11 protein-coding genes are annotated in these 13,364 nt (G+C 62.1%); 7 read left to right on the forward strand and 4 right to left on the reverse strand.

Features of this window, described 5'->3' with window-relative positions; all coding sequences use genetic code 11:
• The first annotated feature begins 126 nt into the window (after positions 1-126).
• From paoA to paoC, 3 genes are read left to right on the forward strand one after another with little or no spacing between them, the layout of a single operon-like run.
• Positions 127-774, forward strand: coding sequence for an aldehyde dehydrogenase iron-sulfur subunit PaoA (gene paoA / locus M0808_RS22165; RefSeq protein ID WP_256578453.1), 648 nt, complete (start codon positions 127-129; stop codon positions 772-774).
• Positions 771-1,727, forward strand: coding sequence for a xanthine dehydrogenase family protein subunit M (locus M0808_RS22170; protein ID WP_247842426.1), 957 nt, complete (start codon positions 771-773; stop codon positions 1,725-1,727). The genes paoA and M0808_RS22170 overlap by 4 nt, the downstream gene beginning before the upstream one ends.
• A complete protein-coding gene (gene paoC, locus M0808_RS22175; RefSeq protein ID WP_247842427.1) occupies positions 1,724-3,919 on the forward strand; it encodes an aldehyde oxidoreductase molybdenum-binding subunit PaoC in 2,196 nt (731 codons plus the stop codon). The genes M0808_RS22170 and paoC overlap by 4 nt, the downstream gene beginning before the upstream one ends.
• 181 nt (positions 3,920-4,100) lie before the next feature.
• Here the strand turns inward: paoC and M0808_RS22180 are convergent, their stop codons facing one another.
• The gene (locus M0808_RS22180; protein ID WP_115985080.1) at positions 4,101-4,577 is read right to left on the reverse strand and encodes a cupin domain-containing protein; all 477 of its coding nucleotides are present in this window, start codon (positions 4,575-4,577) and stop codon (positions 4,101-4,103) included.
• A 97-nt stretch (positions 4,578-4,674) separates the two neighbouring features.
• On the opposite strand from M0808_RS22180, the gene M0808_RS22185 reads away from it, so the two are divergent.
• A complete protein-coding gene (locus M0808_RS22185; RefSeq protein WP_247842428.1) occupies positions 4,675-5,568 on the forward strand; it encodes a LysR family transcriptional regulator in 894 nt (297 codons plus the stop codon).
• A gap of 4 nt (positions 5,569-5,572) precedes the next feature.
• Here M0808_RS22185 and M0808_RS22190 read toward each other — a convergent pair whose 3' ends face one another.
• Complete coding sequence (locus M0808_RS22190; protein ID WP_247842429.1) at positions 5,573-6,532, reverse strand: aldo/keto reductase; 960 nt, start codon at positions 6,530-6,532, stop codon at positions 5,573-5,575.
• A gap of 113 nt (positions 6,533-6,645) precedes the next feature.
• Here M0808_RS22190 and M0808_RS22195 point away from each other — a divergent pair, with 113 nt between their 5' ends.
• From M0808_RS22195 to M0808_RS22205, 3 genes are all read left to right on the forward strand, one after another.
• Positions 6,646-7,419: an alpha/beta fold hydrolase gene (locus M0808_RS22195; RefSeq protein WP_247842430.1), complete on the forward strand. Its 774-nt coding sequence runs from the start codon at positions 6,646-6,648 to the stop codon at positions 7,417-7,419.
• A 261-nt stretch (positions 7,420-7,680) separates the two neighbouring features.
• On the forward strand, positions 7,681-8,547 hold the full coding sequence (locus M0808_RS22200; protein WP_247842431.1) for a CAP domain-containing protein: 867 nt from the start codon (positions 7,681-7,683) through the stop codon (positions 8,545-8,547).
• A 607-nt stretch (positions 8,548-9,154) separates the two neighbouring features.
• The gene (locus M0808_RS22205) at positions 9,155-9,586 is read left to right on the forward strand and encodes a nuclear transport factor 2 family protein (RefSeq protein ID WP_247842432.1); all 432 of its coding nucleotides are present in this window, start codon (positions 9,155-9,157) and stop codon (positions 9,584-9,586) included.
• 69 nt (positions 9,587-9,655) lie between these two features.
• Here M0808_RS22205 and mqo read toward each other — a convergent pair whose 3' ends face one another.
• Both mqo and M0808_RS22215 read right to left on the reverse strand, forming a co-directional pair.
• Positions 9,656-11,302 (reverse strand): malate dehydrogenase (quinone), encoded by a 1,647-nt coding sequence (mqo, locus tag M0808_RS22210; protein ID WP_007962427.1) that lies wholly within the window; start codon positions 11,300-11,302, stop codon positions 9,656-9,658.
• A gap of 448 nt (positions 11,303-11,750) precedes the next feature.
• Entirely contained in the window at positions 11,751-13,364 is a 1,614-nt protein-coding gene (locus tag M0808_RS22215; RefSeq protein WP_247842433.1) for a methyl-accepting chemotaxis protein, read from the reverse strand.

Raw genomic sequence — 13,364 nt, forward strand, 5'->3', positions numbered from 1 at the left:
GCCATGCGCATAACTCTATAGCGCAAATCCGCAAAAACCTTTTCCCCTCCGCGCAGGTCATTCCAAGGACGAGACCGGTAAACATGCCGGCGCGCCCGTTTGGGCCCTTCAATCCCTGCCGTCCTGATTAAGCCAGAGAGGAATCGAAGCATGACGATTTCCCGACGAAGATTCCTGATCCTCGGCGCGGTGACCGCCACCGCGTTTGCAATGCCCCCCTTCATTAGCCTCAAGGCCTACGCGGCCAGTCTGGAGCAACCCGCCATGGCCAAACTGACGATCAACGTAAACGGTAAACCCCAAGCCCTTGAGGTGGACAACCGCACCACCCTGCTCGACGCCCTGCGCGAGCACCTGCACCTGACCGGCAGCAAAAAAGGCTGCGACCACGGCCAGTGCGGTGCCTGCACCGTCATCGCCGACGGCCGCCGGATCAACTCCTGCCTGACGCTTGCGGTGATGCATGAAGGCAGCGAGATCACCACCATCGAAGGCCTGGGCATGCCCGACAACCTGCACCCGATGCAGGCCGCGTTCATCAAGCATGACGGCTACCAGTGCGGCTATTGCACGCCGGGGCAGATCTGTTCGGCGGTGGCGGTGCTCAAGGAAATCCGCGAGGGCATTCCCAGCCACGTCAGCCCGAGCCTGACCGAAGCCCCGCAACTGATCGCCAGCGAATTCCAGGAACGCATGAGCGGCAACATCTGCCGCTGCGGCGCCTACTCGAACATCATCGAAGCCATCACTGAAGTCGCGCAGGTGCCAGCATGAGAGCGTTCAATTACAGCCGCGCCGATTCCCCCGCCGCAGCAGCAGCGCTGGCGGCGCAGGTCGAAGGCGCGAAATTCATCGCCGGCGGCACCAACCTGCTGGACCTGATGAAACTCGACATCGAAACCCCACTGCACCTGATCGACGTCAACCACTTGGGTCTCGATCAAATCGAAACCACGCCCGAAGGCGGATTGCGCATCGGCGCGCTGGTGCGCAACACCGATCTGGCCGCTGACAGCCGCGTGCGCAAGGATTACGCGTTGCTCTCCCGCGCCCTGCTCGCCGGGGCCTCGGGCCAGTTGCGCAACATGGCGAGCACCGCCGGCAACCTGCTGCAACGCACCCGCTGCCCGTACTTCTACGACGTCAATCAGGCCTGCAACAAACGCCAGCCCGGCAGTGGCTGCGCGGCGATTGGCGGGGTCAGTCGTCAATTGGGGCTGATCGGCGTCAGCGACGCCTGCATCGCGACCCACCCGAGTGACATGGCGATTGCCATGCGCGCCCTCGATGCGCAGGTTGAAACGGTGAAGCCGGACGGCAGCACACGCAGCATCGCCATCGCCGATTTCCATCAACTGCCAGGCAATACGCCGAACATCGAAACCAGCCTCACGCCCGGCGAGTTCATCACTTCGGTAACCCTTCCCCCCCCGGTTGGCGGCACGCACATTTATCACAAGGTGCGCGATCGCTCGTCGTACGCTTTCGCGCTGGTGTCGGTCGGTCTGATCCTGCAAAAGGACGGCAGCGGCCGTGTGGCGGTCGGCGGTATTGCGCCGAAACCGTGGCGGGTGGAAGCCGCCGACGCGTTGCTGCCCAAAGGCGCAAAAGCCGTCAGCGAACGCTTGCTCGACGGTGCCACGCCAACCCACGACAACCAATTCAAACTGACCCTGGTCGAGCGCACGCTCGGCTCGGTGTTGGCGCAAGCGAGGGATGAAGCATGAAGTTCGACACGCCCGCCACCACCAACCCGATTGACCAGCTCAAGGTCGTCGGCAAACCCACCGACCGCATCGAAGGCCCGCTGAAAACCAGCGGTCAGGCGCCATATGCCTACGAGCAGCACGAGGCCGTGGCGAATCAGGCTTACGGTTTCATGGTCGGCTCGGCCATCGCCAAGGGCCGCATCAGCCACATCGATCTCGACGCTGCGCAAGCGGCGCCCGGCGTGCTGGCCATCGTCACCGCCGCCAATGCCGGCAAGCTTGGCAAAGGCCAATACAACTCGGCGCCGCTGCTCGCCGGGCCCGAGGTGCAGCACTATCACCAGGCCGTGGCGCTGGTGGTCGCCAAGACCTTCGAACAGGCCCGCGCCGCAGCACAACTGGTCAAGGTCGACTACGTCGCGGCCAAAGGCGAGTTCGAACTGGCCAACGTGCTTGACCAAGGCGTCGAAGACGACGAGTTGCCCGACGTCACCCACGGCGATTTTGACAAGGCCTTTGCCGCCGCGCCGGTGCAGTTCGACCAGACCTACACCACTCCCGATCAGTCCCACGCGATGATGGAGCCGCACGCAACCCTGGCCGCGTGGAAAGGTGATCATTTGACCTTGTGGACCTCCAACCAGATGATCGCCTGGAGCGTCGGCGACGTCGCCACGACCCTTGGCCTGCCCAAGGAAAACGTGCGCCTGATCTCGCCGTACATTGGCGGTGGCTTCGGCGGCAAACTGTTCATTCGTGCCGACGCGATCCTCGCCGCCCTCGGTGCGCGCCTGGCCAACCGCCCGGTGAAAGTCGCCCTCGCCCGCCCGCAAATGGCCAACAACACCACCCATCGACCGGCCACGATCCAGCGCATTCGGATGGGCGCCACGGCGGACGGCAAGCTCAGCGCCATCGCCCACGAAGGCTGGTCGGGTAACCTCAAGGACGGTAAGGTCGAAGTCGCCGCGCAGCCGAGTCAGTTGCTCTATGCCGGAGAAAACCGCCGGGTGACCATGCGCCGGGCGCCGCTGGATCTGCCCGAAGGCAATTCCATGCGCGCGCCGGGTGAAGCACCGGGGCTGATGGCGCTGGAAATCGCCATGGACGAAATGGCCGAGCAGCTCAAGCTCGACCCGGTGCAGTTCCGCATCCTTAATGACACCCAGGTTGATCCGGTAAAAACCGAGCGTCCGTTTTCCCAGCGACGCCTGATCGAATGCTTGCAGACCGGTGCCGAGAAATTCGGCTGGAACCAGCGCAATGCTACTCCCGGCAGCCGTCGCGAAGGTCGCTGGCTGATCGGCATGGGCGTCGCCGCCGCGTTTCGCAACAACCTGCTGCTGAAGTCCGGCGCCCGGGTGCGGCTGGAGCGCGACGGCAAGGTCACGGTGGAAACCGACATGACCGATATCGGCACCGGCAGCTACACGATCATTGCGCAGACCGCGGCCGAGATGATGGGCGTGGACCTGGCGGACGTCAGCGTGCATCTGGGGGATTCGACCTTCCCGGTATCGTCCGGCTCCGGTGGCCAGTTCGGCGGCAACTGCTCGACTGCCGGGGTGTATGCCGCGTGCATGAAACTGCGTGAAGCGGTGGCCGGCAAACTGGGCCTTAGCGGCAGCGACGTCGAGTTCGCCGACGGTCAGGTGCGCGCCGGCGGCAAGACCCTGCCGCTGCGTGATGCGGCAAAAGATGGTGTGCTCGAGGCCGAGGACAGCATCGAGTTCGCCGACCTCGCCAAGCAGTATCAGCAATCGACTTTCGGCGCGCATTTCGTGGAGGTTGCGGTGGATGCAGCGACCGGCGAAGTCCGCGTGCGGCGCATGCTCGCCGTCTGCTCGGCGGGACGGATTCTCAACCCGAAAGCCGCGCGCAGCCAGGTGATCGGCGCGATGACCATGGGCGTCGGTGCGGCGCTGATGGAAGAGCTGGCGGTGGACAAGCGGCTGGGCTTTTTCGTCAATCATGACCTGGCCGGATACGAGGTGCCGGTGCATGCCGACATCCCGCATCAGGAGGTGATTTTCCTCGATGAGACCGATCCGATTTCATCGCCGATGAAAGCCAAGGGTGTGGGTGAACTGGGGATTTGCGGCGTGAGTGCGGCGGTGGCGAATGCGATCTACAACGCCACCGGGGCGCGGGTGCGTGAGTATCCGATTACGCTGGACAAGATCCTCGATTCGTTGCCGGAGATGACCTGAGCAACCTGGAAAAGCCCCTCACCCTAACCCTCTCCCAAAGGGAGAGGGGACTGACCGAGTTGTCTTATGCGATGCGCCGACATGAGAGGTCGTGTCGATTATGGACTCAGCGTAGTGCTCACAGACATCCCCCAATCGGCCCCCTCTCCCTCCGGGAGAGGGCTGGGGTGAGGGAACCGCGTCACTCGGATCGCAAATACTGCTCAGCACTCACCTGCTCCATCCACTCCACCACTTCACCGTCCAGCACTTCGGCAATCGCAATGTGCGTCATCGCCGTGGTCGGCGCGGCGCCATGCCAGTGCTTCACCTGCGGCGCGATCCACACCGTATCGCCGGGACGGATCTGTCGAACCGGCTGACCCCACTCTTGAACAAAACCTGAACCGGCGGTGACGATCAGCGTCTGACCCAACGGATGGGTATGCCACGCCGTACGTGCGCCGGGTTCGAAGGTCACCGTGGCGCCGCTGACACGCGCGGCATCGCTGCCCTTGAACGGCGCGTCAACACGCACAGTGCCGGTGAACCAGTCTGCCGGGCCTTGGGCCGAGGGTTGCGAGCCGTTGGGGGTGACAATGACACGCGGGGATTCGTTGGCCTGGGCCTCACCCGCAAGTAAGGACAGGGTCAGTGCAGAAGCGGCAATCGGGTTCATGGCGATGGTCTCCGGTGATCAATAGCCGCACTTTACCGAGCCGTACTCTTCAAATAATCGACTAGAATTCGAAAAAACTTATGCAGGACACTCATTAATGCTTCGAGAAAACGCCAGTGACCTGCTCGCCTTCCTCGCCGTGGCCCGCGAGCGCAGCTTCACCAAAGCCGCGGCCAGACTCGGCGTCTCGCAATCGGCGCTCAGCCATACCATCCGCGCCCTTGAAGCGCGTCTGGGCCTGCGCCTGCTGACCCGCACCACGCGCAGCGTCTCACCCACCGAGGCTGGCGAACATTTACTGCAGACCATCGGCCCGCGCTTCGAAGAGATCGAACAGGAACTGGCGGCCCTGAGCAACCTGCGCGAAACCCCGGCCGGCCGGATCCGCATCAGCGCCACCGACCATTCGCTGAACTGGCTGCTGCGCCCGGTGCTCAAGGAATTCCTGCCCCAGTACCCGGACATCGCCGTCGAGGTGATCTGCGATTACGGTTTCGTCGACATCGCCGGACAAGGCTTCGACGCCGGCATTCGGCTGGGCGAAGACGTGGCCCAAGGCATGATCGCCACCCGCATCGGCCCGGACATGCGCATGGCGGTGGTCGGCTCGCCGGCCTATTTCGCCGACCGTACACACCCGCAAACGCCAAGAGATTTGACTGACCACGCCTGCAACAACTTGCGCCTGCCCACCAACGGCGGGCTGTACACCTGGGAATTCGAGAAGGGTGACGAAAGCCTCAAGGTGCGGGTGTCCGGGCAAGTCACACTGAACGGTGTCTACCCGCTACTCGACGCCGCAGTCGACGGTTTCGGCCTCAGCTACATTCCGGAAAATATCGTCGCGCCGTATCTGGCCGACGGGCGTCTGGTGCAAGTGCTGGCAGACTGGTGCCCGACGTTTGCCGGTTACCACCTGTACTACCCGAGCCGACGCCAGGCTGCGCCGGCGTTTGCGCTGTTGGTGGAGGCGTTGCGCTATCGCGGTTGACCGCCTACCCCAGCAGCGCAATCAACTGATGCCGCTGCGCATCGGTGAGCATCGGCCCGAATCCGGCGCCAGCGTTGTCGGCCATGTAGCGCGGATTGCCGGTGCCGGGAATCACGCAAGTCACCGCCGGGTGCGACAGCAGGAACTTCAACGCCAGTTGCGGCCAGCTGTTGACCTGCACGTCCGAGACCCAGGCCGGCAACGGCTTGACCTTGAGACGGGCGAGCAACCCGCCGCCGCCAAAAGGCCGATTGCAGATCACCGCCACCCCGCGTTCACGGCACAGCGGCAGAATGCGTTTCTCCACGCCACGGTCATCGAGGGCGTAGTTGATTTGCAAAAAATCCAGTTGTTCGGCCTTGAGCACTGCTTCGACTTCATCGTAGGCCGACGGCGTGTAATGGGTGATGCCGATGTAGCGAATGCGCCCCTGCTCTTTCCATTCGCGCAGGGTTGGCAGATGGCTTTGCCAGTCCAGCAGGTTGTGGATCTGCATCAGGTCGATGCGTTCGGTGCGCAGCAGACGGAAGGATTCCTCCATCTGCGCGATACCTTCCTTGCGCCCTCGGGTCCAGACCTTGGTCGCCAGAAACGCGGGTGAACGCGGTTCGTGAATCGATAGCAGCTCGCCAGTAGTTTGCTCGGCGCGGCCATACATCGGTGAGCTGTCGATCAACGTGCCACCCTTTTTGAACAGCTCGTCGAGCACTGCTGGCAATAGCTTATAAGCCGGATCGCCCGGAGCAACGTCAAAGCCGCGATAAGTGCCCACGCCCACCATGGGCAACAGCTCGGAGCTGGAGGGGATGGCGCGGGTCTGCATGGTCTGGTCTCCTGCCTGGCTCGGCGAAGTGGCAGTCGGCGTGATGGCAGTGGCCAACGCCCGGTCAAAGGTCAGGACCGCCGAAACCCCGGCAGCCAGCGTGAGCAAGCGGCGCCGGGAACAACCCTCAGTGTGGCTCATGCGGGTTCCCCTGCTGCGTGAATCTGTTGCACCTTGTGTGCGACGACGGCCAGCCGGATTCGCTGGACTACACTGCGACTGCGAACACCCGCGTCCCCGTTAAAGTTAGTCGAATGTCCAGAAAACTGATGTCACTCGTCGCCTTGCTCATCGCCCTCTACCTGTTGCTGTGCGGGGCGCTGTTCATTTTTCAGCGCTCGCTGATCTATTTCCCCCAGCCTGAAAACGCCGTGAACACGGAAGATTCGCGGCTGAAACTGGCGATGCCGGAGGCCGATGTCTGGGTGACCACGCGCGCGCATGCCGGGCCAAAAGCGCTGATCTACTTTGGCGGCAATGCCGAAGATGTGTCGCGCAATCTGCCGTCGTTCAGTGAGGCTTTTCCCGACTACGCGGTGTTTTTGCTGAACTACCGGGGCTTCGGTGGCAGCGGCGGCTCACCCTCGGAGGAAGCGATTGCCGAGGATGCGTTGGCGCTGTTTGATCAGGTGTACGCCAGCCATCCACAGATTGCCGTGATCGGGCGCAGCCTGGGTTCCGGGGTGGCGGTGCGGCTGGCGAGTCAGCGTCCGGCGACAAGATTGATTCTGGTGACGCCGTACAATAGCCTCGAAGAAATTGCCGTCCGCCAATACCCGTGGTTTCCGGTCAAATGGTTGCTGAAGGATCGCTTCGAGTCGGGCCGCTATGCCGCGCACATTCGCGTGCCGACGTTGCTGTTGGCGGCCAGCGATGACGAAGTGATTCCACGAGACAGCACGCAGCGGCTGCTGACGCATTTCCCCAAAGGCGTGGCGACGCTGCGGGTGGTGCCGGATTCGGGGCACAACTCGATTTCCGAGCGGGTGCAGTATCTGCAGTGGATGCAGGAAGTGCTTGATCGCTGATAGCCGATTATTGCGTTGGCTGAACTGGCCCCTTCGCGAGCAGGCTCGCTCCCACAGAGGTACGCATTGCCAAGGTGGGAGCGAGCTTGCTCGCGAAGACGCCAGTGCAGACAGCACAAAGTCCGGCTCGCCCCCCCTGAATCACCCCACAAAAAAGCCAGGTAGCCAGCATGAACCAAGTGCAAAAAGCCCAGTCCTAGTGGCGCCGTATTCCGCGGCTGCCCACTTCAGCACTGTCCTTTTCCCTGAGTCTGCCGTCCCATGCGCCATGTCGTTCGCTCATCACGCTTCGTTTCGCTGTGCCTGCTGATCCTTGCCCCACTGTTCACCGAGACCTCCCACGCCAGCGAGGAGCGGCAACTCGTGGCCGCGATCAACGACTATCGCGCCCATCCGCAACGCTGCGACCGCCGCCCGACCCAACGCCTGGCGCCACTGGCGCTGAAATCGAATCTGGCGCTGCCGATCGGCTATGGCTACGGCGGTGGCTTGCGCGAGAGATTGAAATCTTCGGGGTATTCGGCGGTGGCGGTACGCAGTATCCGCATCATCGGGGCCGGGGATGCCGAGGAAGCCTTCGAACAGCTGCAAGACAGCCACTGCACCACCCTGCTCGACGCCCAGTATGCCGACATCGGTGTCAGCCGCTCCCGTGGTGAATGGCAAGTGGTGCTGGCCCGACCGGTGCTCGACAGTCGTGTCGGCGACAACCGCAGCGTCGGCAAGGCCCTGCTCGCCGAAGTCAACGCCGCCCGGGCGCGACCACGGATGTGCGGGCGCCAACGCTTCGCCGCCGCCCGCCCCCTGAGCTGGAACGCCGCGCTGGGCGCCGCCGCACAAGGCCACAGCAAAGCCATGGCCTACGGCAACTATTTCGCCCACCGCGACCCGGACGGCGACCTGCCGGCGGATCGCGCCCGGGCGGCGGGTTATCGGGGCCGGCAGATCGGCGAAAACATCGCCGCCGGGCAGAGCTCACCGGCCAAGGCGATGGCCGGATGGCTGGCCAGCCCCGGCCATTGCGCCAACCTGATGAACCCGATGTTCACTCAGGTCGGTGCCGGGTTCGCCAGAGAGGCGCGCAGTGATGAGGGGGTTTACTGGACGATGGTGTTTGGTGCGCCTTGATTCGCTTGATAGCTTTTCAGTGACGCTACTGGCCCCTTCGCGAGCAAGCCCGCTCCCACACTGGATCTGTGTTGTTCACAAATCCATGTGGGAGCGGGCTTGCTCGCGAAGAGGCCGGTACAGACACCCTCAATCGCTTGCGCCGCCTCCCGGTTCAGTCCAGTACCGTGTGATGCGAGAAATGACAACGCAGTAGAAACAGCCGCGCCCTTCGATAAAAAAGGGCGCTGGAGTCTGGTGGAGTGCTGCCGGGGTCAGACCGGAGAAATCGTCGCAAGCATTCCGATCAGAATGGTCAACGTCAGAAACCCACCGAGGAAAATCGCCATCTTGTTCATGCTGCTCTCCTTAATGTTGAGCTTGCGGTGCACCGGGCGCTTCGGGATGAAGGGCTGCCGCGGGTGACCGAATTGCCGGGCTATTCTGAGCGCCTGACTGAGCCGGTTACAGAGGCAGATCCAACAGAAAAATACAGATCAGATGCCAATCTGATCCGCTCCAGACATGCTCTGGTATTCAGATCGGCACACAACGGTTCGTGATCCGCCGCTTTGAACTAGAGTGATTGCCGTCGCGCGCAGAACAATAACAATCCCAGGAGTGGTCAATGTCCGAACTGAACCTGCACCCCAACGCCGCCGAATCCCTAAAGCACTGGCACGAGATGATCCGCACCGGCAATCTCAAGGCCTTGCCCGAACTGCTCGACCCGAACGCGGTATTCCGCTCGCCCATGGCCCACTCGCCTTACCCCGGCGCGCCAGTGGTGACGATGATCCTCAACACCGTGTTCGATGTGTTTGAAGACTTCAAATACCACCGCGAACTGGCGACTGCCGATGGTTTGAATGTGGTGCTGGAGTTCAGTGCCAAGGTGGGGACGAAAGAACTGAAGGGGATCGACATGATTCGCTTCGATGAGAGCGGGAAAATTGTAGAGTTCGAGGTGATGGTGCGGCCGTTGAGCGGGTTGCAGGCCCTCGGCGAAGAGATGGGGCGGCGGCTTGGTGCGTATCTGGCAAGCGCGAAACCAAAGTAGGATCAGGCGCCACAAAAAAGCCCACTGACCATTACCGGTTCAGTGGGCTTTTGTGCATCAGGCGTCTAGTTACAGCGCCATGTCACGTGCAGCATTTTCCTTCGGTGCTTCAGCTTTTTCAGCTGCAGGTGCAGCCGGGGCAGCAGCCTGACCGATCACCGGTGGAGTTGGCAGTTCGAGGATCTTGGCGGTGTACGCCCACTCTTGTGCCACTTTGGCCGGATCGTTGTTCAGCTGGGTGCCGTAGCTTGGAACGATCTGGTGCAGCTTGGCTTGCCATTCAGGGGTGGCGACTTTGTCTTTGAAGACTTTCTGCAGCACGCTCAGCATGATCGGTGCAGCGGTCGACGCGCCTGGCGATGCGCCCAGCAGGCCGGCGATGGAGCCGTCTTGTGCAGCAACGATTTCGGTACCCAGTTTCAGCACGCCGCCAGCGGCTTCATCACGCTTGATGATTTGCACGCGCTGGCCGGCTTGCCACAGGCGCCAGTCTTCGGCTTTGGCGTTCGGGAAGTATTCCTTCAGCGCGTTCAGACGGTCTTCATCCGACAGCATCAGTTGACCGGCCAGGTACTCGACCAGCGGGTATTCCTTGATGCCGACCTTGGTCATTGGCCAGATGTTGTGGGTGGTGGTGCTGGTCAGCAGGTCCAGGTACGAGCCTTCTTTGAGGAACTTGGTGCTGAAGGTCGCGAATGGGCCAAACAGGATGACGCGCTTGCCGTCCAGAACACGGGTGTCCAGGTGCGGAACCGACATCGGCGGTGCGCCAACCGAAGCTTTACCGTAGGCCTTGGCCAGGTGCTGCTCGGCGATGGCCGGGTTATCGGTCACCAGGAACGAGCCGCCAACCGGGAAGCCAGCGTATTCCTTGGCTTCAGGAATGCCCGACTTCTGCAGCAGGTGCAGAGCGCCGCCACCAGCGCCGATGAACACGAACTTGGCGTCGGTTTCGGTTTTGGTGCCGTCTTTCAGGTTTTTGTAGCTGACGCGCCAGGTGCCGTCGGCGTTCTTGGTGATGTCTTCGACTTCACTCGACAGCTTCAGGTCGAAGTTAGGCTTGGTCTGCAGGTAACCGGCGAACTGGCGGGTGATTTCGCCGAAGTTCATGTCGGTACCCAGCGGGCTCCAGGTGGCCGCGATTTTCTGGTTCGGGTCACGCCCTTCCATCATCAGCGGGACCCACTTCTTGATCACAGCCGGGTCTTCGGAGTACTGCATGCCGGCGAACAGCGGGCTCGCTTGCAGGGCTTCGTAGCGCTTTTTCAGGAACTTGATGTTGTCATCGCCCCACACGAAGCTCATGTGCGGCGTGGTGTTGATGAACGAGCGAGGGTTCTTCAGAACGCCTTGCTGAACCTGCCAGGCCCAGAACTGACGGGACACCTGGAACGCTTCGTTGATCTCGACCGCTTTCGGGATCGTCACGTTGCCTTTGTCGTCTTCCGGGGTGTAGTTCAGCTCAGCCAAGGCCGAGTGACCGGTACCGGCGTTGTTCCAGCCGTTGGAGCTTTCCAGGGCGACGCCATCGAGGCGCTCGACCATTTCCATCGACCAGCTTGGCTCCAGCTCATTGATCCACACACCCAGGGTGGTGCTCATGATGCCGCCGCCGATCAGCAGAACGTCGACTTTCTTTGCTTCTGCAGCATTGGCGGACGACATCCCCATCGCCAAAGCCAGCCCGAGCAAGGCTGTGTTCACTTTCTTAAACATCCGTTGCACCTATGATAAAACGCCTTCCGCCCGCCGCTGTTATCTGTATGCGATCCGCTTTGATGACGCTCAGGCTCGCGTCGCAGATTCCGGCACACTTCAATTTTGACGGGTGGGCACACAAGGCCGACGTACCGCATCGACCTCAGTTAATGTCCCTTCTGAACTGACTTCTTATCATTATTGGCTTCAGCTACTTGAGCGACAGGGATTCCGTCAGCCCGCCCCAAAGGCAGGCAAACCGAATAAGGTCAAACCAAGTTGGCGCGAAGAATATCACGTCAGGGCAAACCCGCGCGTCTGTTCCCGACTTGAGAGTCTTTTTCCGCTCTGGGCGTTATCGGCCGGTTTGGGCTGAACATGATTCAGAAACCTGTGGTGGCTGGGCTGGCTCCATCGCGAGCAGGCTCACTCCTACAGGGAATGGGCTGCTCTCGCGATGGCGGCGCTACAACCGAAACCGATCCACCGACAACGCCAACGCCCCCGCCAGACTCGACAGTTCATCGGTGGTATTGGCCGTCTGCCCGATCACTTTACTGTTGCCCTCGGACATCCCGGCGATCATTTCCACCTGATGGGCGATTTCGTTGCTGGCCTGGCTTTGCTCGCCGATGGTGCGAGTGATGTCGTTGACCAGTTGCGTGGTGCTGAGAGTGGCGTCGAGGATTTCGCGAATCGCCCGTTCGACTTCGGCCGTGACCGCCATGCCCTTGTCGACCTGGGCCACGCCGGCCTCCATGCTACTGACCGCCTCGCGGGTGCTGTGCTGGATGCGTGCGACCATCGCAGCGATTTCCTGGGTTGAGGCACTGGTGCGTGCCGCCAGGCTGCGCACTTCGTCGGCAACTACCGCGAAGCCACGGCCCTGCTCGCCGGCCCGCGCTGCCTCGATGGCGGCGTTGAGTGCCAGCAGGTTGGTCTGGTCGGCGATGCTCTTGATCACCTGAATGATGTTGAAGATGCCTTCGGATTCCTGATCCAGCGTCCGGATCACCTGCGCCGACTGTTGCGCCGAGCGGGCAATGTCGTCCATGTCGCTGACCACCTGATGGATCACCTGCCCGCCGCTCTTGGCCAGCGACTCGGCCTGATTGGCCATGCCCAGCGCGCGTTCGGCATGACGGGTGATTTCCTCGATACTGGCGGTCATCTGGCTGGCGGCAGCGGCCATGGTGCCGGCCGCGGCGCTTTGCTGCTGACTGCTGTCAGCGACCTGATGGCAGCCGTGGCTCAACTGCTCGCTCATGCCGCTGACGCCATGGGCGTTGCGCCGAACGACGTCGATCATGTTGCGCAGGTCGCGCTGCATGGTCGCCAGGCTGCGGATCAGCGTACTGGCCTCGTCCTTGCCGGTCGGCTCGCTGATCGGTTCGCTGAGGTTGCCGTGGGCAATGCTTTGCGCGATCTGGTTGGCGGATTTCAGCGGCCCCATGATGCTGCGGGTCACCCAACGCCCTTGCGCCAATAACAGCAGCAGACTGGCGAGCAATACTGCGCCGAGGGCGATGTTGGCGTTGCGAATGGCGCTTTCGGTGGCCTGGCTGGTGTCACGGGTGTTGCTTTCGATCAGTTCGCTGAGGGCCGCCATCTGCTCTTCGAGCTGACTGAAGGCCGCATTGAACGTGCCCAGCTCCCGTTGCGCGCTGTCCGGGTTGTCCAGTGCCAGGCCGACGATCCGCTCGGCCGCCGCAATGTAGGTATCCAGGCTGGGCTTGACGTGTTCCAGAGCGGCCCTGATCGTGGGATTGACCGGCAATTTGAGGTTTTCATCCAGCACTTCGCGAAAATGCGTGGCGTGCTCGTTGATCGAGTCCCGCACCTCTGCGGCCGTGCCGGTGCTTTTGCCCAAGCCGACCAGCATTGCCGAATACACGTCGGCTCGCAGCGCATCGTGCATCATGTCGGCTTCCATGTGATTGCGCAGCGCGGTCATGCTCACCGCGTTGTCGTTCACCGCTGCGGACATGCGCGTATTCCCCACATAGCTGACCAGACTCACGATCAGCGCCGTCAACAGACTGGTGGCAATCAGCAGCAGCAAACGCAATTTGATCGACAC

Origin of the sequence: Pseudomonas sp. MWU12-3103b, assembly GCF_023100615.1 — a bacterium.
GTDB classification, from domain to species: domain Bacteria; phylum Pseudomonadota; class Gammaproteobacteria; order Pseudomonadales; family Pseudomonadaceae; genus Aquipseudomonas; species Aquipseudomonas putida_A.